Genomic DNA, 24,667 nt, shown 5'->3' on the forward strand with positions numbered 1-24,667 from the left:
GATGGGCACGGCTCGGCGTGAATCGAATTGGACGGCGGGACACGGTCGCGCCTCACCGCGGAGGCAGCGGGGCTCGGCCGTTGTCATGGCGGCGGTATGGATACTGCTGTCGATGGTGATTCTCGGTTCGATCGATATCGGCAACGTCTTTTTCACGCGCCGTGATATGCAGCGCGTCGCCGATCTTGCTGCGCTCGCCGCGGTTCAGAAACTCGACGATACGTGTGTGAACGTGAATTCGGTGGCTACAAGCAACGCGTCGACGAACGGCTTCGCGCTGGACGGCAGCGGTACCACGTCGTTGACGGCCGATTGCGGCTACTGGGCTCCGTCTTCGACCGGGACATCGAGCACCTTCTATTCGTCGAAGTCGACGGTGCCGCTGGCGACGCAACTGAACGCGGTGCGCGTAACGATCTCCAAGACGGTTCCGTATTTCTTTTTCGGGCCCACCCGCACCGTGACCGCCACGTCGACCGCGAAGGCAACCAACATCGATACATTTTCGATCGGCGCGACGCTGGCTGCAGTGGGCGGAGTCGGCTGCTCAGGTGTGCCGAGCGGAAACCCTGGCCTGGTGAACGCACTGTTGGGTTCGTTGCTGCAGGGGGCAGGCGGCACGCCGCTCAACCTCAATCTCGCGTCCTACCAGGGGCTCGCGTGCGCGAACGTCAAGCTCGGCGATATCGCCGTCGCGCTGCAGTCGCTGTCGGTCGGCAACGGGACGATCGGCGGGCTGGTCAATGCCAATGCTTCGGTCGGCACGCTGCTCAACGCGATGGTGGCGGCCGTCGGAAAGACGAGCGGCCTGAGCACGACACTGCAGACCAGCGCGACTGGCGCACTGACCAATCTCCTTGGCTTGAACTTGCTCAGCAACACGCTGATCAAAGTGGCGAGCCTGACCGGACAGGGCGCCACGTCGCTGTTGACGCTGGGCCTTGCGAACACGCAGGCGGCGGCTGACGCGACCGTGAATGTGCTTGATCTCGTGATGGCGATGGCGCAGATTTCGCAAGCCGGCAAGCCAGGTGTGGTGATTGGCGCCAATGTGCCGCTGACGCTGCCAAACGGCAATTCGGTCTCAATTGTCCAATTGCAGGCGCAGGTCATCAGTCCGCCGACCATTGCTGTCGGCGAAGGCGGCAAGGACGCAAACGGCGCGTGGCGCACGGTCGCGACGAATGCGCAGATCGGCCTGTACCTGGTCGTGAACCTTGGCGTGAATCCGCTGCCGGTCGTGGTGTCCGCGAACGTGTACTTGCCGCTGTACGTGCAACTGGGTGCCGGCAGTGCAACGCTGCTGTCGACCAACTGTCTGACGTCGCCGAATTCCGCGACGATCACTGCGCAGCCAAGCGTCGCCAATCTCTGTATCGGCCAACCGCCGCTCACATCCGGCAACCTGCTGAACCTGCCGGCGAACTATAGCTGTACGTCGCCGGCCAAGGTGCTGGACGTACTGGTGCTTGCCGGTGCCGTCGAGGTGTCTGCGACCGTTTCCAACGTCTCCGTGAATCTGGCCGGTAGCGCGGCGACCAACACGTTCTATGGGCGTGGCGGAAGCGACCCATCGTATTACTGGACTACCAACACGAATGCACTGGGTTCGGCCGTCGGCAACGCGCTGGCGGGCCTGAAAAACGCCCAGATCACGCCGACCGTGAGTCTGCTGTTTGGGATCATCTCGGTCACGCTCACGCCGGATTTCATTTCGTCGCTGCTGTCGGTCCTGACCACCGTCTTGAGCCCGCTTTTGACCGCGCTCGACGGTATTATCGATCCGTTGCTGGATCTGCTCGGTGTCCAGCTCGGCGCCGCCACGGTGCATCAGATGTCGCTGACATGCGGCGTCGCGCAAACTGTCAGCAATTAGAGAAGCAAGACATCAGATGAGAAATACGCCCGCAATCGAAGAGCTCGACCTGTACGTCTGGGAAGGCAAGGCGGACATCGTCGACCGCGTCGCCCGGTGCATGGCGAGCTTCGACGTCGAAGTGATCCGCGCCGACAACGCGGAGGTCTCGCCCGAGCGCGCCGCGTTGCGGCGGTCGCTGGCGATCATCAGCGTGACGATGATCGAGGGCGGCGCGGCATTCCTGCGCGACTGGCAGGCCAACATCGGCATGCCGGTGGTCTGGGTCGGCGCGGCGCGCGACCACGACGCGTCGCAGTATCCGCCCGAGTATTCGCACATCCTGCCGCTCGACTTCACCTGTGCCGAACTGCGCGGCATGATCGGCAAGCTCGTCACGCAACTGCGGGCGCACGCGGCCGAAACGTTGCAGCCGTCGGAACTCGTCGCGCACTCCGAATCGATGCAGGCGCTGCTGCACGAGGTCGATACGTTCGCCGACTGCGACACCAACGTGCTGCTGCACGGCGAAACCGGCGTCGGCAAGGAGCGCATCGCGCAACTGCTGCACGAAAAGCATTCGCGCTATCGGCACGGCGAGTTCGTGCCGGTGAACTGCGGTGCGATTCCGGACGGCTTGTTCGAATCGCTGTTCTTCGGTCATGCGAAAGGGTCGTTCACGGGCGCGGTTGTTGCGCATAAAGGCTATTTCGAACAGGCGGCCGGCGGCACGCTGTTCCTCGACGAGGTCGGCGATCTGCCGCTGTACCAGCAGGTCAAGCTGCTGCGCGTGCTCGAGGACGGCGCGGTGTTGCGGGTCGGTGCGACCGCGCCGGTCAAGGTCGATTTCCGTCTGGTCGCGGCGAGCAACAAGAAGCTGCCGCAGCTCGTGAAGGAGGGGTTGTTCCGCGCGGATCTCTATTACCGGCTCGCGGTGATCGAGCTGAGCATTCCGTCGCTCGAAGAGCGCGGTGCGGTGGACAAGATCGCGCTGTTCAAGTCGTTCGTCGCCCAGGTCGTGGGCGAGGAGCGGCTCGCCCAGTTGTCCGATCTGCCGTACTGGCTCACGGATTCGGTCGCGGACAGTTATTTCCCCGGCAACGTGCGCGAACTGCGCAACCTCGCCGAGCGGGTCGGCGTGACGGTGCGGCAGACGGGCGGCTGGGATGCCGCGCGGCTGCAGCGGCTGATCGCGCATGCGCGCAGCGCGGCGCAGCCGGTGCCGGCGGAGAGCGCGGCCGAGGTGTTCGTCGATCGCAGCAAGTGGGACATGAACGAGCGCAACCGCGTGATCTCGGCGCTCGACGCAAACGGTTGGCGGCGTCAGGACACGGCCCAGCAGCTCGGCATCAGCCGCAAGGTATTGTGGGAAAAAATGCGCAAATATCAGATCTTCGACGAAGAGCCCGAGACCCGCGAAAGTGAGTAATTAATGAGATAAAATCGCGGTGAATTACAACGACTCGGGCGGGAATAAAACTTCATGAGCCATATGACGGGGTTGGGGCGGGTGAGCGTATTGCTGCTCGCCATGGTGGGAGGCATGCAAGGCGCGTTCGCGCAGGGGCTGGCGGGCGGCGATCCGTCGGCGGTGCAGCAGGCGTCGGCGCCGGTGGCCGCGATTCCGGTGATCGATTCGCAGGCACAGACGTCGGTGCAGCCGCAGGCCGGCGAGACGACGGGGCCGAGCACGGTCGACGACTTGCAGCGCCAGATCCAGGCGCACTCGCTGACGGAAATGCGCACGAGCTACAACGGCAGTTACGGCGCCAGCCTGCTGTTCAACGTCAAGGACGGTGCGTATTTCGTCGCGTTGTTCCAGCAGAAGGCGTTCTGGCGCGTGATCAAGACCTACGACGAAACGCGTGCGGAAGCGATCTATCGCGATTTCTCGCACCAGGCGGAGCGGCTGGCCGTCAACGAGTTGCGGGCGGCGAAGCTGGAATCGCAGAAGGCGCAAATGGACAAGCAGATCGAGGTCACGCAGGACCGCGCGCGGCGCCTGCAGGCGGACATCTCGATCGCCCGCCAGCAGCAGGCGGCGGTGGCGGATCGCCAGAAGAGCGTGCGGAGCGAAACGGCGGCGTTGCAGGCGCAGCAGGCTCAACTCCAGTCGCAGCTGCGGGCGTTGCAGCAGCAGGTGCGTTCGCTGCAGCGCGAGGCCGACGCGGGCCTGCCGACGACGGCACGCTGAACCCGGTAACGACGGTGCGGCGACGTGCCGCGCCAGCCGTACAAGTGAAAAGGGCAAGCCGGTTGGCTTGCCCTTTTTGTTTTACTGGCCGTCCGGCACGATTCGCCGGCGGCGCGTCACGATGACCGGCCCGTTGCCGCCGCGGGAATCCGACGGCGCGGCGTTGCCGGATGCGTCGCCGGTGTCGCGTGGCGCGCCGTAACTTTCGCGCGGTTCACGCGGGGCGCCGTAGCCTTCGCGCGGCTCACGTGAGCCGTACCCCTCGCGCGGTTCACGCGAACCGTAGCCTTCACGCGGCTCGCGGGAACCGTAGCCGCCGTCGCCGCGCGATTCGCGCGGGCCGCCGTGCGAGCCGTACGGGCTGTGACCGCCGCCTTCACGGCCGCCGGGGCGACCGCCGGTGCGCGGGCCGCGGGGGCCGCCGCCGCCGGGGCGCGAGCCGCCCGTGTCGAGCTGGATCGTGGAAATCGCACGCTTGTAGATGCCTTGCAGACCCACGGGGGTGCGCAGCATCACCAGATACTGGTCGAACGACTCGATACACCCCGTCAGACGAATGCCGTTGACGAGATAGATTTCAACACGCTTACGTTCCTTGCGCGCCGAATTGATGAAGTCGTTTTGCGGATGGGATTCTGCGGGATTGGCCATTGAGGTGCGGCAGGAGCCTGCGTCAGAGAATATGTTGTGCGTGTGTGTGGCGTGTTCGTCCACAAGCCGTTTGGCGGAATTCTACCCTGTTCGATAAGGGAGCGCGCAGTCGTGATTGTGTCGAACCGTAACCCACTATAGACGTTCCGGCGCATTTTCGCGATTAGGCCGAACGGCCAAAGTCGTTTCGTTACGCCGCGTTACGACTCTCGCAGCCCCGTATCACCTCGGTGCGCGCGCCGCGCTTACATTGATGGCGCGAGCCGGGCGGGCCGGCTTATCAGGGATCCGGAGCATGAACAAGAGGCAAGTAGCAGGGGTGATCGGCAGCATGGCGTTGCTCGTGTCGGGTAGTGCAATGGCGGGGCACGTGGACCTGTCGGTCGGCATCGGTGTCCCGGTCGCACCGGTCTATGTCGAGCCGGCCCCGGTCTATGTGGCGCCGCAGCCCGCCGTCGTCGCCTATCCGGGCTATGGGTACGGCTACTACGGCGATGACGACGACGATCGCTACCGCAAGTGGCGCAAGCACTATTACAAGCACTGGCACCGTCACCACGACGACGATGACGATTGAGCCTGCGGCGAGCCCCGCCGACGCGCGTCAAAACGCGTAGTCGGGGTTTTTCGGGTCGAATGCGGTGTCGTCGAGGGTCGCCGGCGCGATTTTCTCGATGACGATCCGCTCGAAGATCTTGCCGTCGTTGTCATAGGACTCGACGGTCCGGAAATAGGGTGCATGCAGGTCGAGGCCCAGCACTTCCTTTTTCGCATAGAACTGCGGCCGGCCGGTCGGCGTTTCGTAGGTGAGCGCGACGACGCGTACGCCGCCGATCGTTTTGGCCTCCACGTCGGTCGGCCGCTGCACGCCGGCTTCCAGGTATTTCTTCCCTTCGGTCAGGTACAGGTTCGCGATGAACTCGGTGCCGAGATCCTTCACCTGGTGATTCGACTGCGCGCGCGCCAGCGCGCCGTCGATCGCCGTCCACAGCGGAATCTTGCCGAGCAGGCCGCCGAGATGGCCGTACATCTCGTCCTTGCGCTGCGTCGTGTCGTAGATGGTCTCCTGTCCGGCATGCGCGCCGCCCGGCAGCCATTTCGCATACACGCGCAGCGGCTCGCGGGTCGTCTTCACGAGCATGCGGTCGGGCGTGTCGGACCATTTTCCGCTGATGCGTTCCTGGCGCACCATCGTGAACTGGTAGGACGGATAGCCGTTCGGGCCATTGCGGATATAGAGCGGCACGGCGAGCGGATCGAGCGCCTTGAAGAGCGCGGTGAGCGTCGCGTCGTCGAGTTGCGCGAGCGTGCCGCGCTGGGCCGCCGTGCGCAGCCAGCGCGCCTGTTGCGCGAGCGGCTCGTGCGTGACCTTCGCGAGGTCCGCCGGCAGCGCGGCCGCCTGTGCCGCGCTCGCGGTGCCGGCCGTTTCCTGTGCATGCAGCCTGGCTTGCGCGAGCGACAGCGCGCATGCGGCGGCCACGGCGGCGGCATGCCGCGCGTGGCGTTTCATTCCTTCGTTCATCGACAGCGTCTCCGGGAGCGATGGATCGTTCAGCCTTGCTTCGCGGCCTTGAGTTTCGCGAGTTCCTCGTCGCGCAGCGCGCGGCGCAGGATCTTGCCGACGTTCGTCTGCGGCAGCGCGTCGCGGAACTCGACGAATTTCGGCATCTTGTAGCCGGTCAGGTTCTTGCGGCAGTGTGCGAGCACGTCCTCGGCCGTCAGCGACGGGTCGCGGCGCACGACGAATACCTTGATCCGTTCGCCCTGTACCTCGTCCGGAATGCCGATCGCCGCGGCTTCGCTGATGCCGGGATGCATCACCAGCACTTCCTCGATCTCGTTCGGATACACGTTGAAGCCCGACACGAGGATCATGTCCTTCTTGCGGTCGATGAGGCGGATGAAGCCGCGCTCGTCCATCACGCCGATGTCGCCGGTCGCGAGCCAGCCGTCGGCGTCGATCACCTTGGCCGTCTCGTCGGGGCGCTGCCAGTAGCCGCGCATCACCTGCGGGCCGTGCACGCACAGCTCACCCGGCTCGCCGATGGCGGCCCAGGTGCCGTCCTCGCGGCGAAAGCGCACGACGGTCGACGGCGCGGGCAGCCCGATCGACCCGCTGAACGCGGCCATGTCGTTCAGGTCCACGGGATTCATCGTGACGATCGGCGAACACTCGGTGAGGCCGTAGCCTTCGACCACCGGCCGGCCCGTCACCTGCTGGAAGCGCTCGGCGACCGCGCGCTGCATCGCCATCCCGCCCGCCATCGCGAGCTTGAGTTTCGAGAAGTCGCGCTTGCGGAATTCCTCGTTGTCGAGGAACGCGTTGTACAGCGTGTTGATGCCGGTGATGCCCGTGAACGTCTCGTGACGGATGATCTTCATCACCATCTTCATGTCGCGCGGGTTCGCGATCAGGATGTTGCGCCCGCCGAGCCCCATGAAGATGAACGCGTTCACCGTCAGCGAATAGATGTGATAAAGCGGCAGCGGCGTGAGCACGGTTTCGACGTCGCCCGACACCTGGTCGGCGATCCAGGCCTTCGCCTGCAGCAGGTTCGCGATCAGGTTGCCGTGCGTGAGCATCGCGCCTTTCGCGACGCCGGTCGTGCCGCCCGTGTACTGCAGGAACGCGAGATCGTCGCGCGTGGTCTGCACCGGTTGCGGCTTGCCGCGTGCACCGAGCGCGAGGGCGGAGCGCAGCCGGATGGCCTGCGGCAGATGGTAGGCCGGCACGAGCTTCTTCACGTGCTTCAGCACGAAATTGATCAGGCGTCCTTTCGCGTTGAAGCCGTCGGCGAGCAGGTCGCCGAGCGCGGTGACGACGATGTGCTTCACCTGAGTTTCCGGCAGCGCGTCCTGCAGCGTGCGCGCGAAGTTCTCGAACACGACGATCGTCTGCGCGCCGCTGTCCTTCAACTGGTGCGCGAGTTCGCGCACGGTGTAGAGCGGATTCACGTTGACGACGATCGCGCCGGCCTTCAGCGTGCCGAACAGCGCGACCGGGTACTGGAACGTGTTCGGCAGCATGATCGCGACGCGGTCGCCGGGCTTCACGCCGAGGCTTTGCAGATACGACGCGAATGCGTCGACCTTCTGCGCGAGCGTGCGGTAGGTCATCGACGCGCCGGCGCTCACGTAGGCGACGCGGTCGGCGAAGCGGGTCGTGCATTCGTCGAAGAACTGCACGAGCGACGCGTATTGCGTGACGTCGATCTCGTGCGGAACGCCGGGCGGGTACGACGCGTACCAGATGGCGTCGGTGTTCGGCGCAATCCGGGCCGAGGTGGTTGCTGCGGAAGATGACATGACGTGTCTCCGGTCTTGGCTCTCGGCGAGGGTCGGCGCTGCAGCGCCGGCCCATGCCCCGTGCTTCGCGGCCGGCCGGCGCGGGCGTCTCGACGCCGTGCCCGACCGCGCGTATCAATCAAATTGTGAACGGGAAGCCGCGCGTGGCCTCGCGCGCTCAGTTCGTGGAATGCAGCGTGGCCGTCTCGGCGGTCGTCGCGCCCGACTGCGGCAGCCCGAACGCTTCGCTCGCGCCCGCGTCGTCGAGCACAGCCGCGAAGATCGACAGTTGCGCCGTGTCGGGCATCGGCGCCTTCAGCGCGGCGACGATCAGCGACGACAGCCGCGCGATCATCTGCACGTCGTTCATCGTGCGGCCTTGCGAGAATTCGTCGATCAGGCTTTCCGTTTCGGCGCCGGCGAGCGCGCCGGACAGCGCGCCGATCGCGAAATGCAGCCGCCAGCCGAGCTCGGTGCGCGGCAGGTGCGGCAGCGCGCGCTGGAAGGCATCGAAGAAGCGGCCTGCGACGCTCGCGTAGTGCGCGGTCAGGAAGTTGCGCACGAACGGCGAGGGGTCGGTGTACGCACGGCCGATCAGCCGCAGGAAGCCGGGCCCGCCGCGTTCGGGATCGCGCGAGGCCTTCAGCGCCGGAATGAACATCGCGCCGAGCACGTGCTCGCAGGTGATGTGCGTGCCGAGCTGCGCATCGAAGCGGTCGAGGATGCCGAGGCGTTCCTGGTTCAACTGGTCGAGCCGGCGCGACAGCATCGCGTGGATCAGCGCTTCCTTGCTGCCGAAGTGGTAATTGACCGCGGCGAGATTGACCGTCGCGCGCGACGTGATCTGCCGCATCGACATCGCTTCGAAGCCATGCTCGATGAACAGATCCTCGGCCGCATCGAGAATGCGCGCCTTCGTCCCCCCGGTCTGCCGCGTGCCCGATGACCGCGCCCCGGACGGCCGTCCCGCAGATGGCCGCCCCTCCTGACTTACTGCCATGTTCCGCCTCCCATGCCGGTTTCCCGGCCGCGAACAGGTGATTTGATTATCTGATTCAAACAGTCGTTTTTATTAAGATAAAAAATCGTGGCCGGACCGGGCAAGCGCGGAATCTGGATCAATTCCTCTAGTTCGATGTGCGGATGCGGAAAGCGCGGCACCCGCTCACGGCGGGGCGGGGCGCGCGCGATGATGCGGTGCCGCAACGCGCGGGTTCACCCAACGGTGCTACGCGTATTGACCGATTGCGTCATGTCGATGCCGCGCCGTTCGCGGCTGAACAGGATCAGCACGGCGATCGCGACGGCCACGATACCGGCCACGAGCGCGAGCGCGAAGCCGTAATTGTCGTGGTTCGACACGGCGAGCGACGCCTGCATCGTCGCGTTGCCCGATGCGAGCAGGTTGCCGAGCTGGTAGACGACGCCGGGGAAGGTCGCGCGGATCTCGTCGGGCGAGATCTCGTTCAGGTGAACCGGTATCACGCCCCACGCGCCCTGTACCGAGATCTGCATCAGGAATGCGCCGGCGGCGAGTGCAACGGGGCCGCTCGAGAATGCCCACAGCGGCAGCACGGGCAGCGCGATCAGCGCGGCGATGAAGATCGCGCGGCGCCGGCCGATCCGCTCCGAGATCGTGCCGAACGACAGGCCGCCGACGATCGCGCCGATGTTCAGCACGATCGTGACCCACGACACGGTATGCGGATCGAAGTGATGCTGTTCGCGCAGGAAGGTCGGATAGAGGTCCTGCGTGCCGTGCGAGAAGAAGTTGAACGCGGTCATCAGCACGATCGCGTAGATCGTGAGCTTCCAGTTCTGCTTCAGCGTGGCGGCGAGGCTCGGGCGCGCTTGCTTCTCCATCTGTTTCCATGCCGGCGATTCGGGCACGTGTGCGCGCACGTACAGCACGAGCAGCGCCGGCAGCACGCCGACCATGAACATCCCGCGCCAGCCGATGTACTGGTAGAACAGGCCGAACACGACCGACGCGAGCAGATAGCCGCTCGGGTAGCCGGCCTGCAGCAGCCCGGACACGAAGCCGCGCGCGTGGGTCGGCACGGTTTCCATCGTCAGCGCGGAGCCGACGCCCCATTCGCCGCCCATCGCGATGCCGAACAGCGCGCGCAGCACGAGCAGCGCGGTCAGGCTCGGCGCGAAACCCGACGCCAGTTCGAGCAGCGAATAGCACGCGATGTTGACCATCAGCGTCGGGCGGCGGCCGAAGCGGTCGGCGAGCCGGCCGAAGATCAGCGCGCCGAGCGGGCGCATCGCGAGCGTCAGCGTGAGCGCGAACGCGACGGCGGGGATCGTCGACGCGAATTCCGCGGCGATGTCCTTCAGCACGAAAACCATCAGGAAAAAGTCGAACGCATCGAGCGTCCAGCCCAGGTAGGCGGCGATCGTGACGTTGCGTTGCTCGCGGGTCCAGCTCATGTGCGGGTCTCCTCGTTGGCTTGCGCGCTCGCGATTCTGCATGCGGATGGCGGCCCGGCTCGCGCGCGGCGCGGGGCACTGATCGAGTGTAGGCTTGCGCGCTGCGCGAGGTGGGGCGCGATAAGCGCGAATCAGGAATAATCCCTACGAAATGGACTGTTTCGGAAACTGAAACGGCGCTGCTACAGGCACGCGACAGGCATCTGTATCATGGTGGAAGGCTTTTTGTATCCATTCTGTAATGCGCTCGAAGCGCATCGTCACCGACTCAGGAGTCCGGATGAATGACCGTTCCGCCGACCCATTGCCCGTGCTCGAAACCGCGAGGCTGTGGCTGCGGCCGCGCGTGCTGGCCGATCTCGATGCGTGCATCGAGATGGATCGCGATCCCGAGGTCACGCGCCACATCGCGGGCCCGTGGAACGACCCCGTCGAGCATCGCCGCTTCGTCACGCACCGGATCACGTGCGACTATCCGCCGGGCCTCGGCTACTGGTCGATCTTCGAGAAGGCCGCGCCCGACGTGTTCATCGGCTGGATGCTGCTGATTCCCGACTACAAGGACGGGTCGCGCGACGTCGAGATCGGCTGGCGGCTCATGCGTGCGACATGGGGGCGCGGCATCGCGAGCGAAGCCGCGGCGGCCGTCGTGCGGCACGCGTTCGACACCGTGCGCCTGCCGCGCGTGATCGCCGATATCGCAGAGGCCAATAGCGGCTCGCTGAACGTGGCGCGCAAGCTCGGCATGCGGCGCGTGAGCATCGTGCACGACGGCATTCCTTACATTCGTCATCGTCTCGAACGCAACGATTTGCGCGCGTAGCGCGGCGTCGTGCAGACCAGGTGTCAGAGATCGTCAACTAGACGCGTATCGCGGTCGTGACGGATTAACGGCGCCCGCGATCAGGAGTATCGTTGCCGGAATTTCGCAACATGGGGTACGACCATGGCACTCGGCAACGACGTTCATCTCATTCCCGTCAGGCTCGACGCGCTGCGTCCGACCCAGATGACGGTGGGTTACCGCGAAGTCAAGGCGAAGCGCAAGCACTGGAAGGCGCTGAACAAGCGCGCCCGCAAGGCCGCGATCGAATCGCACTGGTTCCCGGCCGTGCTCGGCCCGGACGGGCTGCACTACATCACCGATCATCACCATCTCGGCCTCGCGCTGATCGAGGAGGGCGAGGCGCGCGTGAACGCGATGCTGCTGAAGGATTTGTCGTGGCTCGACGACACGATCTTCTGGCGGATGATGGAACACAACCAGTGGGTGCATCCGTTCGGCCCGGACGGCTCGCGGCGCGACTATGCGCATTTGCCGAAGGCGCTGACGGGCCTCGAGGATGACCCGTACCGCAGCCTCGCCGGCGAGCTGCGCACGGCGGGCGGCTACGCGAAGGACGCGACGCCGTTCAGCGAATTCCTGTGGGCAGACTATCTGCGCCAGCACGTGTCGCTCGACCAGATCCGCAAGAACTTCGCGAAGGCGCTCGATATCGCGCTGCATCGCGCGCACGAGCAGGATGCGCGCTATCTGCCCGGCTGGTCGGGCGTGATTGCCGTCAAACCCTGACCGGCTCACGGCTCCGCCGTCTCATGACGACCGCTCCGATTCGCCCCGACGCCGGCCCGCAGCATCCGGACCATTTCGTCGCGCTCGACACGCCGCCCGCGCCGCGCATGCGGCGCGTCGGTCTCGATGCGCTGGCCGGCCTGTCGATTGCCGGCCTGTTGATTCCCGAGGCGGTCGCGTATGCGGGGCTGGCCAACCTGCCGCCGCAGGCCGGCCTGATCGCGCTGCTGTCCGGGCTCGTCGTCTATGCGCTGACGGGCAGCAGCCGCTTCGCGATCGTGTCGTCGACGTCATCGTCGGCCGCGGTGCTCGCGGCGACCGTGCTCGCCGAATCGGGGATGGCGCTGGCCGCGCAGCTCGCGCTCGCGGCGGCGCTCGTCGCGATGACCGGCGTGCTGTTCATCCTGGCCGGCGCCGCGCGGCTCGGCGGCATGTCGGATTTCGTCGCGCGGCCGGTGCTGCGCGGCTTCACGTTCGGTCTTGCGCTGACGATCGTCATCAAGCAGCTGCCGAAGATTCTCGCGATCTCCGTGCAGCACAGCGATGCACCTCACGTCGTGCTCGACCTGCTCGCCGCCGCGCCGCATGCGAATCTCGCGAGCGTGGTGCTCGGCGCGACCGCACTTGCGCTGTTGTTCGTGCTCGGCCGCGGCGCGCGCGTGCCCGCGACGCTCGTCGTGATCGTGCTGTCGATCGCGGCGGGTTACGCGATCGACTGGCAGCGGTATGGAATCGCGATCGTCGGCCATATCGACTTCCGGCACCTCGAATTCGGCTTGCCGCATCTCGACCGCAACGCATGGATGCAGACGGTCGAGCTCGCATTTGCGCTGATGCTGATCCTGTATGCGGAGTCGTACGGATCGATCCGCAACTTCGCGCTGAAGCACGGCGATACCGTGTCGCCGAACCGCGACCTCGTCGCGCTCGGCTGCGCGAACCTCGTGTCGGGCCTGCTGCACGGGATGCCGGTCGGCGCCGGCTATTCGGCGACGTCGGCGAACGAGGCGGCCGGTGCGCAGTCGCGTTTGGCGGGGATGTGGGCGGCCGGCGTGGTCGCGCTGATCATCTGGCTGCTGCTGCCGCAACTCGCCCGCACGCCCGAGCCCGTGCTCGCGGCCATCGTGATCTTCGCGGTCAGCCATTCGCTGCATCCGTCCGTATTCCGGCCGTACTGGGCCTGGCATCGCGATCGGCTCGTCGTGATCGCGGCGCTGCTCGCGGTACTCGTGCTCGGCGTGCTGCACGGCCTGCTCGCGGCCATCGGCGTGAGCCTGCTGCTGACGCTGCGCAAGCTGTCGGAGCCGAACGTCAGCGTGCTCGGCCGGCTGCGCGACAGCCACGATTTCGTCGACGTCGCGAGCCACGCCGATGCGAAGCCGGTGCCGGGCGTGCTGATCGTGCGGCCCGAGGCGCAACTGTTCTTCGCGAATGCGGACCGGATGCTCAATCGCGTGCGGGCGCTGTTGAAGGCCGCGCCGGACACGCATACCGTGATGGTGAGTCTCGAGGAAACGCCGGACGTCGACGGCACGACGATCGAATCACTGCGCACGTTCGCGGCCGAATGCGCGGCGCGCGGGCTGCGGCTCGCGCTGGTCCGGCTCAAGGTGCACGCGCTGCATGCGCTGGGCCGCGCGGCGGACGATACGCTGCGCGACGACGCGATGTCGGAGCTCAGCGTCGACGAGAGCCTGCAACTGCTGCAGGCCGGCAAGCCGCCGGACGGCGGCGACGGCACGCGCCCTGCGTGACGGCGCGTCGGCGCCGCCTATTGCGACAGCGCGGCGTCGGCGGCGGTGCGACTGATCATGTCGGCCACTTCCGCGGCCGTCGGCGCATAGGCGCCTGCATGTTCACAAGCGACGGCCGCGCACGCGGCCGCGTAGCGCAGATGCTCGGCGACCGATGCCTCGGCGCGGGCGAGCTGGCTCGCGAGCCAGCCGCCGATGCTCGCATCGCCGCAGCCGACCGTGTCGGCCACCTCGGCCGGGAACGCCGGCTGGAACAGCACGGTATCGCGATGCAGCAGCTGCATGCCGGCTGCGCCGCGCGTGACGAGCATCGTCGCGTCGGGCGCCCATGCACGCAACTGCGCGAGCGCGGCCGCTTCGTCGAGTTCGGGAAACAGCCCGCGCAGATCCTCGTCGGATACCTTGATCCAGTCGGCGAGCGCGGCTAGCCGGCGCAGCGTGTCGCGATACGACGGCGCGGCCATCGGCGCACGGAAGTTCGGATCGAACGAGATCCGCTTGCCGGCCGCGCGCGCGGCTTGCGCGAGTTCGATCAGGCGCGATGCGAGCGGCTCGCGCACGACGCCCAGCGAGCCGACGTGCACGATGTCGGCCGCGTCGAACGCGCCGACCGGCAAGTCGGCCGGATCGAACGCGAGATCGGCGCTGTTTTCGCCGATGAAGAAATAGTGGGGCGGCTGCTTCGAGACGACCATCGCGAGCAGCGGTGCGCGGTCGACCTGCCGGATGAAACGCATGTCGAGCCCCGCGTCGGCGCTCTTGCGCATCAACTCGTCGCCGAAGGTGTCGCGGCTGACCGTACCGGCGAAGGCCGTCGGCACGCCGAGTCGCGCGCCGACGCGCGCGACGTTCCAGCACGAGCCGCCGGCGACGCTGTGCCAGTGCTGCGCGTCGTCGCGGATGAAATCGGTCAGCGCTTCGCCGAACACGATCAGGCGGGGAAACGTCGTCATGTGGAAACCTTGTGCCGCGGCATCGCGCGCGGCCGGACAGCGGTTGATCTGAATCTGAACAGCCGGGCGGTGCGGGGCGTCGCGCGCGGCGGCGCGGCCCGGCACCGCCGGGCCTCGCGGGCGATCGGCGCGATCAGCGCGGGGAGCTCCAGCCCTTGTAGGTCTTCACGTTGTCGCGCGTGATCAGCGTCGGCTCGATCAGGATCATCGGATTGGCCGGCTTCTGGCCGTTCATGATTCCGTAGCCGACGTTGACGGCTTGCTGCGCCATCGCCCACGGGTCCTGGCTCGACGACGCCTGCACGAGCGTGTTCGACTTGAGTGCGACCTCGATGTCGGGCGCGCCGTCGACCGACGTGATCACGATGTTCGGGCGGTTCAGCTGTTTCGCCGCGAGATCGCTGCCGATCGCCTGCGGGTCGTTGATCGTGAACACGCCGTCGAGCTTCGGAAAGCGCGTCAGGTAGCCCTGCATCGCGTTCATCCCGCCTTCGCGCGAGCCCTTGCCGTCCTGGTCGCTCGACAGCAGCTTGATGCCGGCGTTTTTCGCGAGCACGGCCTTGCACCCGTTCACGCGATCGATCACGGCCGACACCTGCGGGCCGTTCTCGATGATCACGTTGCCCTTGCCGTTCAGTTTCTTCGCGAGGTAGTCGCACGCGAGTTCGCCGGCCTTCACGTTGTTGGTCTGCACGGTCGCGTTCGCGCCGGCCGCCGCGACGTCCACCGCGACGACCGTGATGCCGGCCGCCTGCGCTTTCTTCACCGCCGGCTCGATCGCCTTCGGGTCGGTCGCGTTGAGCAGGATCATGTCGACGTGCGCGGAGATGAAGTTGTCGATCTGCGTGAACTGCTTGTTCAGGTCGTAGTCGGCCGAGACGGCCGTGACCTTCGCATTCGGGTTGAGCTGCTTCGCGCGCGCTTCGGCGCCTTTCACGATCGTGACGAAGTACGGGTTGCCGAGCGAGCCAACCGTGACGCCGATCGACTTCAGCGGCTTGTCGGCTGCATGGGCGGCGGCAGTGCCGAAGGCGAGTGCGCAGGCGACGGCGGTCAGGGCGGCGGTGTGCTTGAACATGTCGTTGTGTCTCCGTGAGGTCTGTTGGTGAACGCGCGCAGGAGGACCTGCCTGCGCGCCGATGGTTGAACGATGAGGGAAGGGAGTCAAGTACGGGCCGAGTCGCGCTGGCGATAGCGGTCGAGCGCGACCGCGCCGATGATCACCAGCCCCTTGATGATGTATTGCCAGATATCGGACACGCCGAGCAGCACGAGGCCGTTGGTCAGCACCGCGATGATCAGCGCGCCGATCAGCGTGCCGACGATCGAGCCGACGCCGCCGACGAAGCTCGTGCCGCCGAGGATCACCGCGGCGATCGCGTCGAGCTCGTACGACTGGCCGAGCTGCAGGCCGTTGGCCGCATACAGGCGCGCGGCCGACATCACCGCGCCGAGGCCGGCGAGCAGGCCCGACGCCGCATACACGAACATCTGGATCGCCCGCACGTTGATGCCCGACAGGCGCGCGGCTTCCGGGTTGCCGCCGACCGAATAGATCCGCATCCCGAGCACCGTGCGGCGCAGGATGAACCACGAGATCGCGATCACCGCGCATGCGATCACGACGAGCCACGGCACACCGAGGATCGAGCCGTTGCCGATGAACGCGAACGGCAGTTGCGGGTTGAACACGGTCGTGTCGTTGCCGATCAGGCGTGCGACGCCGCGCACGGCCGTCATTGCGCCGAGCGTGACGATGAACGGCGGCAGGCGCAGGAACGAGATCAGTCCGCCGTTGATCGCGCCGAACACGAGGCCGACGACGAGCGCGAACGGCACGCCGAGCCAGCCCCAGCCGGGAATGGTCGATGCGATGAGCGCCGCGACGGCCGCGGCGGCGAGCACCGAGCCGACCGACAGGTCGATGCCGCCCGTCAGGATCACGAACGTCATGCCGGCGGCGAGCACGATGTTGATCGACGCCTGCTGCGTGACGATCGACAGGTTCTGCAGCGTGAAGAAGCCGTCGGTGAGGAAGCCGAAGCCGATGCACAGGACCAGCAGCACCGGCAGCATGCCGGCCGTGCGGATCAGCGACTGCATGCGGGCGCGATGATCGGCGCCGCGCATCAGGGGTGTGCGGTTGGCGACCGGATGGGCGGTCGCGGAAGCGAGGTTCCGCTGCTTGGTCGGGTTGATCATTTCGGTAGCCTGAATGTGAGAGTGAAATGAAAAGAGGCGGCGCTCAGTGCGCGTCGGCCAGTTCGGCCTGCGAGCCGGTGGCGAGCGCGATGATCGCTTCCTGCGTGATCGGCGTATGCGTGTGTCCGCCGAGTTCGCCCGCGATCTCGCCTTCGCGCATCACGAGCACGCGGTCGGCGACGCCGATGATTTCCGGCAGTTCGCTCGAGATCACGATCACGCCCACGCCGGCACGGGCCAGTTCGTTGATGATCCGGTAGATCTCGGATTTCGCGCCGATGTCGACGCCGCGCGTCGGTTCGTCGAGGATCAGCACGCGCGGTTTCGTCTCGAGCAGGCGCGACAGCAGCACTTTCTGCTGGTTGCCGCCCGACAGCGCGCCGACGTTGACGTTCGCGTGGGGCACGCGAATCGACAGCGATGCGATGGCGTCGCGCGCCCGTTCGGCGCCGCGCGCGAGGTCGAGCGCGCCGAGCCGCGCATCGCGGTTGCACACTGAAATGTTGATGTTGTCGCGCACGCTCATGTCGAGGAACAGGCCCTGGCGCTTGCGGTCCTCGGTCAGGTAGACGAGGCCCGCGTCGATCGCGTCGCGCGGCGAGTGCGCGCCGAACGTGCGCTCGCCCAGCTTCACGTCGCCCCGCACGCGCGCCTCGGCCCCGAAGATCAGCCGCGCGAGCTCGGTGCGGCCTGCTCCGACGAGCCCCGCGATGCCGAGCACTTCGCCGGCGTGCAAATCGAGGCTGCAGCCGCGCACGCGCGCGCCGTCGGCGATGTCGCGGACCGACAGCAGCAGGTGGCCGGGGTCGTACGGCGCGTGTTCCTTCTTGTAGAAACCGGAGATGTCGCGGCCGACCATCATCGCGACGAGCCGCTCGGCCGACAGCGACGCGCGCTCCAGCGTGCCGACGTACGCGCCGTCGCGCAGCACCGACACGCGGTCGGACAACTCGTAGATCTCCGCCATCCGGTGGCTGATGTAGATGATCGCGAGGCCTTCCTCGCGCAACTGGCGGATCAGGCTGAACAGGTGTTCGGTTTCGCGCGACGACAGCGGCGTGGTCGGCTCGTCCATCACGAGGATGCGGGCGCGGGTGTGCACCGCGCGCGCGATTTCGACGAGTTGTTGTTCGGCGATCGACAGCGTGTCGACGAGCGTGTCGGGTCCGAACGGGGCACCCAGGCGCGCGAGCACCTCCTGGCAGCCGCGTGCCATCGCCGCGCGGTCGATCGTGCCCCAGCGCCGGTTGCCGCGGCGCAGTTCGCGGCCGACGTAGATGTTTTCCGCGACGGTCAGGTTCGGCGACAGGCACAGCTCCTGGTAGATCACCGCGACGCCGGCATCGCGCGCGGCGAGCGGGCCATCGATGTCGATGCGTTGGCCGTCGATCAGGATTTCGCCGCCGGCGTCGGCGCGGTATGCACCCGACAGGATCTTCATCAGCGTCGATTTGCCCGCGCCGTTCTCGCCCATCAGCGAATGGATTTCGCCCGGATAGACGGTCAGGCTGACGTTGTCGAGCGCGCGCACGGCCGGGAACGTCTTGCTGATCCCGCGCATCTCGAGCAGCGGGCGGGGCGACTCAGAACGCGACATGGTGGACCTCCTGCAAATCGGTGCGGGCGCCCTTGAGGATGCCGGCCCGCGGGGAGAAGTTGAAAAACATCGGCAGCGTGGCGGCGCCGATCGCGCCGGCGTCGGCGCCGAACGTGCCGCGCACGAGCACGGGCGTGCCGCGGGCCTCGGGCGCGGTGGCCACGAGCGCCGCGCGCAGGCGGGTCGTGACCGCGTCGAGCAGGCCCGCGTCGGTGTCGGCATCGAGCACGACCACCGGCGCGTCGATCACGCACAGCACCGCGCGCAGCGCCGGTGCAAGCGCGTCGACGCAGTCGTCGATCCATTCGTCGACGGCCGGCAGGCCGCGGGCGATGCAGGCTTCGAGATCGGCGCGGTTCTCGACCGTCTCGCCGTGATGGCGCAAGTGGCGCACGAGCGCGTGCAGCGAGGCGCGTGCGAGCAGGATGTCCCACGGGCCGCGCGGCGGCGGCGCGGAGGCCAGCCGGCTGGGCGGCACCGGAATCACCGCGATGTCGCCGGCATTGCCGGTCACGCCGCGCAGGCAGTCGCCGTCGATCGCGATGCCGCCGCCGATCGCCGGCCCGATGAACAGGTAGACGAAGTCGTCGCACTGCCGGCCGTATCCGTAGAACAGCTCGGCGATCGCGGCCGCGTTGCCGTCGTTCTCGCCGAATACGGGCAGCGACAGCGTGCGGCCGAGGTCGGCCGCGAAATCGATGTCTTCCCACGCGCGGAACGTGTCGGGCGCGAGGCCGAGCTCGCGCATCCACGCGCCGAGGTTGTACGGCTGCGCGACGCCGACGCCGGTCAGGCGCGCGCGTTCATGGTCGGGGAGCAGGGCCTGCATCGCGTCGATGTCGTGACGCACGATCTCGAGCACGTCGGCGGGCGGGGGAAGCAGCGTGTCGTGCGAGCGGCGGCCGAGCACGTCGCCCGCGAAGTTGACGAGCGCCGTCTCGATGCGCATCCGGTCGAGATGGACGCCGATGCCGAACGCGCCGCGCGGATCGACGCGGATCAGCGATGCGGGCTGGCCGCGCTGACCTTCGGTGCGACCCGCGAATTCGATCAGCTTCGCGTCGGCGAGCGACCCGATGATGCTGCCGACCGCCGTACCCGTCATGTTCGCGAGACGGGCGAGGTCGGCCTTCGATGCGCTGCCGGCGCGGCGCAGCGTCTTCAGCAGCAGGCGCTCGTTGTAACGGCGCACGTTGGCCGAATTGCTTCCCTGGCCGAAGTGCGGGCTTCTCATGGCGTCTCCTTCCATGGTGCGCCGTTTGGTGGCGCATTAAATAAATCACGTTGATTTATTTAACCGCGTGAGCGACGGCCTGTCAGCCTAGGGAAATCCCGGTTTTTCTACGAGCGGCGGTTCGTGCGGGAGGGGAGTGAAGTGACGGAATGCGGTTGCTGAGCCCAGGAAGGTCTGCGGGGCGGGGCGATGAGAGGGGGGAGATGTGCGATACGGAAATCCCGCAAGCATGTCCGATTCGGGGCCGGAAATGAAAAAAGGCCGGCTAGAAGCCGACCTTTTTATAAATCAAGTGGTGCCCAGGAGAGGACTCGAACCTCCACGATGTTGCCACCGCTAGGACCTGAACCTAGTGCGTCTACCAATTCCGCCACCTGGGCACGTTTCGCTTGATGCAGTGCGAAGACCGCTATTCTAGCGTGCCCGGAGAATCTGTCAATGGAATTTAAGGGGCGCACGAAAATATTATTGTGGGCGGCTTGATTGTCGAACTGGCGAATGCGTGAGCCGTGACAGCTCACGCGCCTCATCGATGTGCGGCGTGATGTCGGCGGCGTAAATGCGTCGACGTGAGTGCACTTATCGATTTGTGCGCTGGAAATGAAAAAAGGCCGGCTAGAAGCCGACCTTTTTAGAAAACAGATGGTGCCCAGGAGAGGACTCGAACCTCCACGATGTTGCCACCGCTAGGACCTGAACCTAGTGCGTCTACCAATTCCGCCACCTGGGCACGTTTCGCTTACTGCAGTGCGAAGACCGCTATTGTAGCGTGCTAGTGAAGTCTGTCAACACAATTTCATCCGGAGCAGCAAAAATATTGTGCGCCTTGCACCGCCGACCGTCACGCGCCGACCGGCTCCGCGCGCTTCGTCGTGAAATTCCAGCGCTGCGCCTGGCTCGTATCGACGCGGGCGGGCAGCAGTCCGGCCGCAAGGAACGTGTCGGCGATCTTCTGCTGTTCGCCGAAGTTTTGCGTGACCACCGCGCGAACGAGATAGCTGCGTCGCGCATTCGCACGTGCGATCGTCGCGGCATCGAGCCCCCAGATCGGCGCGAGCGTGTTCGCGGCCTCCTGTGGATGGTCGCGCAGCCACGCGCCGGCCTGCGACAGTTGGTCGAACAGGATCTGGATGACGTCGGGGCGCGCGGCGGCGAAGCTGCTCGACGCGAGATAGTAGCGTTGGTACGACGCGAGTCCGTCGCCGTCGGCCAGAATCCGCACGTCGGGATTTCGGTCGACCGACGCGACATATGGATCCCACGTGATCCATGCGTCGACGCTGCCGCGCTCGAACGCGGCGCGGCCGTCCGCGGGTGTCAGGTAATGGATCGCCACGTCGGCGGGGGCGAGCTTCGCGCGGGCGAGCGCGGCAAGCAGCAGGTAGTGGCTGCCGGCCGCCTTCGTGACCGCGATGCGTCGGCCGTTGAGATCGGCGAGCGTGCGCAGCGCGCTGTCCTGCTTGACGACGATCGCCTGCGCCTTCGGCGAAGGCGCCTCCTGCGCGACGTACACGAAACGCGCATGCGCGGCCTGCGCGAAGACCGGCACCGTATCGGCCACGTCCGCGCTGAAGTCGACGGCGCCGACGTTGAGCGCTTCGGTCAGCGGCAATCCGCTCGCGAATTCATGCCACGACATGCGCAGGCCGAGCGGCGTCAGCGCCTGCTCGAGCGTGCCGCGCGTCTTGAGCAGCGTGATCAGCGTCGACGACTTCTGGTAACCGATGCGCAGCGTGGCCGGCGCGTTCTCGGCGCGCGCGCGGACGCCGGCGGCAGCGAGGCCCGCGGCCAGCATCGCGCGCGCGAATGCGCGGCGGTTCATCGACGTCATGAAGGAAGCTCCTCGTTGGACGCGTTGAAAGCGAGGCGGCTAACGTAACAACGGGGAGGGCGATTGATAACCGATAAATTCTGCTATCGATCGGAGCGGCCGACATAAGGGCCGAGGAGGGGCACTCGCGATGCAAGCGCCGAAATGAAAAAAGGCCGGCTAGAAGCCGACCTTTTTAGAAAACAGATGGTGCCCAGGAGAGGACTCGAACCTCCACGATGTTGCCACCGCTAGGACCTGAACCTAGTGCGTCTACCAATTCCGCCACCTGGGCACGTTTTGCAGTAGCTGCTTGCTGCAAAGAAGCGAAATTATAGCGCCCCAATTATCCCTGTCAACACTTTTTTGCGATGCGCCGTAAACAGGCCGTCGCCGCGCGTGCTGGCGGCATTCCCGTCTTTTGGCGACACAGGCGGGTGATAGAATGACCCGCCGCCGTCAATATAGAACTGTCTGACGGACACCTCTATGTTGATGCCGTGCACCATCAGTCAACGCAACGAGAACAATCATCGACAAACCCTTGAGCAAATATCCGTACCCCATTCCGAGCCGTGAAGAGATTCTCGGCGTGCTGCGTACGAGCGACGCGCCGCTGGCCGCCAACGACATCGCCGAAGCCCTGTCGATCAAGCGTCAAGAGCGTGAGGGGTTCTTCCGGCGTGTCGCCGCGATGGAGCGCGACGGCCAGATCCGCCTCGACAAACGTGGCCACTACCAGTTGACCCATCCGTCGAATTTCGTCGCCGGGCGCGTGCAGGGGCATCGCGACGGCTACGGGTTCGTGATCCGCGACGACGGACAGGACGACCTGTTCTTGCCGAACGGCGAAATGCAGAAAGTGATGCACAACGACCGCGTGCTCGCGCGGATCGTCGGCTACGATCGCCGCGGCCGGCCGGAAGGGCACGTCGTCGAAGTCACGGAACGCGCGAACAAGCGCGTGATCGGCCGCCTGCTGAACGAGAACGGTGCGCTGATCGTCGCGCCGGAAGACAAGCGCATCGGCCACGACATCCTGATCACGCAGAACGTGAAGAAGGCGAAGGTCGGGCAGGTCGTCGTCGTCGAGCTGACCGATTTCCCGAGCCGCCATTCGCAGCCGCTCGGCCGTGTCGTCGAAGTGCTCGGCGATATCGACGATCCGGGCATGGAAATCGAAATCGCGGTGCGCAAGTACGGCGTGCCGCATGAATTCAGCCAGCCGGCGCTCGACGAAGCCGCGGCGCTGCCCGACAAGGTGCGCCCGGCCGACCTGCGTTTCCGCGTCGACCTGCGCGACGTGCCGCTCGTGACGATCGACGGCGAGGACGCCCGCGACTTCGACGATGCCGTGTACTGCGAGCCGGTCAAGGTTGGCCGCGGCGACGGCTTCCGGTTGATCGTCGCGATCGCCGATGTGTCGCACTATGTACAGCCGGGTAGCGGGCTCGACGCCGACGCGCTCGAGCGCAGCACGTCGGTCTACTTTCCGCGTCGCGTGATTCCGATGCTGCCGGAGAAGCTGTCGAACGGCCTCTGTTCGCTGAATCCGCAGGTCGATCGCTGCGTGCTCGCATGCGACATGGTGATCACCGCGCGCGGCGAGATCAAGGCCTACCAGTTCTACCCGGCCGTGATCCATTCGGCGGCGCGCCTCACGTACACCGAAGTCGCGGCCGTGCTGTCGAACACGAAGGGGCCGGAGGCCGCACGCCGCGCCGATCTGCTGCCGCACCTGCAGGATTTGTACGGCGTCTACAAGTCGCTGTTCGCTGCCCGTCAAAAGCGCGGTGCGATCGACTTCGACACGACCGAGACCTACATCGTCTGCAACTCGCAGGGCAAGATCGAGCAGATCGTGCCCCGCCAGCGCAACGACGCGCACAAGCTGATCGAGGAATGCATGCTGGCCGCGAACGTCTGCGCGGCCGATTTCCTGAAGCGCAACAAGCATCCGGGCCTGTACCGCGTGCACGCGGGGCCGACGCCGGAGAAGCTCGAGAACCTGCGCGCGTTCCTGCGCGGCATGGGCCTGTCGCTCGGCGGCGGCGACAAGCCGCATGCGAGCGACTACGCGGCGCTGATGGCGCAGATCCGCGACCGGCCGGACGCGCAGATGCTGCAGCCGATGCTGCTGCGCTCGATGCAGCAGGCCGTCTATAGCCCGGACAACATCGGTCACTTCGGCCTCGCGTACGAGGCGTACGCGCACTTCACGAGCCCGATCCGCCGCTATCCGGACCTGCTCACGCACCGTGCGATCTACGCGATCCTGTCGGGCAAGAAGTACACGCCGAAGGCGCCGGAAGGCTTCGAGCTGAATACCGCGCTGTCGCCGCGCGCCCGCGCGATGCAGCAGGCCGACGACGAAGCGCGCAACCGCTCGCGCTCGAACACGGCGATCTGGGAAGAGCTCGGCTTGCACTGCTCGGCGAACGAGCGCCGTGCGGATGAGGCGTCGCGCGACGTCGAAGCGTGGCTCAAGTGCTACTTCATGCGCGACAAGCTCGGCGAGGAGTACGGCGGGATGGTGAACGGCGTGACGTCGTTCGGCATCTTCGTGCAGCTCGACACGCTGTTCATCGAAGGGCTCGTGCACGTGACGGAACTCGGCTCGGACTACTTCCAGTACGACGAGATCAAGAACGAGCTGCGCGGCGAACGCACGGGCATCCGCTATCGCCTGTCGGATCGCGTGCGCGTGCAGGTGAGTCGCGTCGATCTCGATGCGCGCAAGATCGATTTCCGCCTCGTGCGCGATACGCCGGTGAAGGCGCCGCGTCCGTCGCCCGCGCCGGCTGCCGGCATCGATCGCAACGGCAATGGCAATGGCCCGCGCGTGCGTGCGTTGCCGCCGGTGGACGAAACCGTGCCGCGCCGCAAGAAGGCCGCGAGCGCGCCGAGCGTCGCGGTGCAGGAAGCGCGCGCCGCGCGTGGCGCCGCGAAGAAGAAGAGCGGCGGTGCTGGCGGTGGCGCACCCGCGAAGCCGACTGCGAAGAAGGCTCGCGCCCGCAAGAAGTATTGAGTGTTCTGGGCGGCGTACGCGCACGCCCTGCAGTATCGAGAGACGCCGCGTCACCGGTCATCGGCCGGCCACGCGGCGCTTTCCTTTTCCATGGA

General features: G+C 66.4%; 19 protein-coding genes and 3 tRNA genes. 8 read left to right on the forward strand and 14 right to left on the reverse strand.

Annotated features, from left to right (window positions below; genetic code table 11):
• Position 1 precedes the first annotated feature (1 nt).
• The 3 genes from HWX07_RS30485 to HWX07_RS30495 are packed head-to-tail and all read left to right on the forward strand — an operon-like array spanning position 2 to position 4,049.
• A complete protein-coding gene (locus HWX07_RS30485) occupies positions 2-1,876 on the forward strand; it encodes a TadG family pilus assembly protein (protein ID WP_279612797.1) in 1,875 nt (624 codons plus the stop codon).
• A 16-nt stretch (positions 1,877-1,892) separates the two neighbouring features.
• Entirely contained in the window at positions 1,893-3,284 is a 1,392-nt protein-coding gene (locus HWX07_RS30490; protein ID WP_175878822.1) for a sigma-54 dependent transcriptional regulator, read from the forward strand.
• Positions 3,285-3,338: 54 nt separating this feature from the next.
• Positions 3,339-4,049 (forward strand): DUF2968 domain-containing protein, encoded by a 711-nt coding sequence (locus HWX07_RS30495; protein WP_011545285.1) that lies wholly within the window; start codon positions 3,339-3,341, stop codon positions 4,047-4,049.
• Positions 4,050-4,130: 81 nt separating this feature from the next.
• Here the strand turns inward: HWX07_RS30495 and hfq are convergent, their stop codons facing one another.
• Positions 4,131-4,700 (reverse strand): RNA chaperone Hfq, encoded by a 570-nt coding sequence (hfq, locus tag HWX07_RS30500; protein ID WP_006495323.1) that lies wholly within the window; start codon positions 4,698-4,700, stop codon positions 4,131-4,133.
• A gap of 295 nt (positions 4,701-4,995) precedes the next feature.
• Between hfq and HWX07_RS30505 the strand changes: the two genes are divergently transcribed.
• The gene (locus HWX07_RS30505; RefSeq protein ID WP_124701968.1) at positions 4,996-5,277 is read left to right on the forward strand and encodes a hypothetical protein; all 282 of its coding nucleotides are present in this window, start codon (positions 4,996-4,998) and stop codon (positions 5,275-5,277) included.
• Between the two features lie 27 nt (positions 5,278-5,304).
• Here the strand turns inward: HWX07_RS30505 and HWX07_RS30510 are convergent, their stop codons facing one another.
• The 4 genes from HWX07_RS30510 to HWX07_RS30525 all read right to left on the reverse strand — a co-directional run bounded on the left by HWX07_RS30510 (position 5,305) and on the right by HWX07_RS30525 (position 10,421).
• Complete coding sequence (locus HWX07_RS30510; RefSeq protein WP_175878823.1) at positions 5,305-6,222, reverse strand: DUF1571 domain-containing protein; 918 nt, start codon at positions 6,220-6,222, stop codon at positions 5,305-5,307.
• Between the two features lie 29 nt (positions 6,223-6,251).
• A complete protein-coding gene (locus tag HWX07_RS30515; RefSeq protein ID WP_175878824.1) occupies positions 6,252-8,006 on the reverse strand; it encodes an AMP-binding protein in 1,755 nt (584 codons plus the stop codon).
• A 157-nt stretch (positions 8,007-8,163) separates the two neighbouring features.
• Complete coding sequence (locus tag HWX07_RS30520; RefSeq protein WP_006476131.1) at positions 8,164-8,985, reverse strand: TetR/AcrR family transcriptional regulator; 822 nt, start codon at positions 8,983-8,985, stop codon at positions 8,164-8,166.
• Positions 8,986-9,200: 215 nt separating this feature from the next.
• The gene (locus tag HWX07_RS30525) at positions 9,201-10,421 is read right to left on the reverse strand and encodes an MFS transporter (protein WP_175878825.1); all 1,221 of its coding nucleotides are present in this window, start codon (positions 10,419-10,421) and stop codon (positions 9,201-9,203) included.
• 280 nt (positions 10,422-10,701) lie between these two features.
• Between HWX07_RS30525 and HWX07_RS30530 the strand changes: the two genes are divergently transcribed.
• The 3 genes from HWX07_RS30530 to HWX07_RS30540 all read left to right on the forward strand — a co-directional run bounded on the left by HWX07_RS30530 (position 10,702) and on the right by HWX07_RS30540 (position 13,748).
• Positions 10,702-11,244 carry a GNAT family N-acetyltransferase gene (locus HWX07_RS30530; protein WP_034174154.1) on the forward strand — a complete coding sequence of 181 codons (543 nt, stop codon included), beginning with the start codon at positions 10,702-10,704 and terminating at the stop codon, positions 11,242-11,244.
• Positions 11,245-11,367: 123 nt separating this feature from the next.
• A complete protein-coding gene (locus tag HWX07_RS30535; RefSeq protein WP_027810354.1) occupies positions 11,368-11,994 on the forward strand; it encodes a ParB-like protein in 627 nt (208 codons plus the stop codon).
• 23 nt (positions 11,995-12,017) lie between these two features.
• The gene (locus HWX07_RS30540) at positions 12,018-13,748 is read left to right on the forward strand and encodes a SulP family inorganic anion transporter (RefSeq protein WP_175878826.1); all 1,731 of its coding nucleotides are present in this window, start codon (positions 12,018-12,020) and stop codon (positions 13,746-13,748) included.
• Between the two features lie 17 nt (positions 13,749-13,765).
• Here HWX07_RS30540 and HWX07_RS30545 read toward each other — a convergent pair whose 3' ends face one another.
• From HWX07_RS30545 to HWX07_RS30585, 9 genes are all read right to left on the reverse strand, one after another.
• Positions 13,766-14,701 (reverse strand): carbohydrate kinase, encoded by a 936-nt coding sequence (locus HWX07_RS30545; protein WP_175878827.1) that lies wholly within the window; start codon positions 14,699-14,701, stop codon positions 13,766-13,768.
• 133 nt (positions 14,702-14,834) lie between these two features.
• Entirely contained in the window at positions 14,835-15,779 is a 945-nt protein-coding gene (locus tag HWX07_RS30550; RefSeq protein WP_175878828.1) for an ABC transporter substrate-binding protein, read from the reverse strand.
• 86 nt (positions 15,780-15,865) lie between these two features.
• Positions 15,866-16,903, reverse strand: coding sequence for a ribose ABC transporter permease (locus HWX07_RS30555; RefSeq protein WP_053526137.1), 1,038 nt, complete (start codon positions 16,901-16,903; stop codon positions 15,866-15,868).
• 43 nt (positions 16,904-16,946) lie between these two features.
• Complete coding sequence (locus HWX07_RS30560; protein WP_053526136.1) at positions 16,947-18,500, reverse strand: sugar ABC transporter ATP-binding protein; 1,554 nt, start codon at positions 18,498-18,500, stop codon at positions 16,947-16,949.
• Positions 18,487-19,734: an ROK family protein gene (locus HWX07_RS30565; RefSeq protein ID WP_175878829.1), complete on the reverse strand. Its 1,248-nt coding sequence runs from the start codon at positions 19,732-19,734 to the stop codon at positions 18,487-18,489. The genes HWX07_RS30560 and HWX07_RS30565 overlap by 14 nt, the downstream gene beginning before the upstream one ends.
• Before the next feature lie 293 nt (positions 19,735-20,027).
• Positions 20,028-20,114, reverse strand: a tRNA-Leu gene (locus HWX07_RS30570).
• A gap of 263 nt (positions 20,115-20,377) precedes the next feature.
• Positions 20,378-20,464: transfer RNA gene (locus HWX07_RS30575), tRNA-Leu, on the reverse strand.
• 111 nt (positions 20,465-20,575) lie between these two features.
• Positions 20,576-21,565 carry an aliphatic sulfonate ABC transporter substrate-binding protein gene (locus HWX07_RS30580; protein ID WP_175878830.1) on the reverse strand — a complete coding sequence of 330 codons (990 nt, stop codon included), beginning with the start codon at positions 21,563-21,565 and terminating at the stop codon, positions 20,576-20,578.
• Between the two features lie 187 nt (positions 21,566-21,752).
• A tRNA-Leu gene (locus HWX07_RS30585) sits at positions 21,753-21,839 on the reverse strand.
• 249 nt (positions 21,840-22,088) lie between these two features.
• Here HWX07_RS30585 and rnr point away from each other — a divergent pair.
• Positions 22,089-24,572: a ribonuclease R gene (gene rnr, locus HWX07_RS30590; RefSeq protein ID WP_175878831.1), complete on the forward strand. Its 2,484-nt coding sequence runs from the start codon at positions 22,089-22,091 to the stop codon at positions 24,570-24,572.
• The last annotated feature ends 95 nt before the right edge of the window (positions 24,573-24,667 follow it).

Source organism: Burkholderia sp. BCC0097 (assembly GCF_902832985.1).
Taxonomy (GTDB): domain Bacteria; phylum Pseudomonadota; class Gammaproteobacteria; order Burkholderiales; family Burkholderiaceae; genus Burkholderia; species Burkholderia orbicola.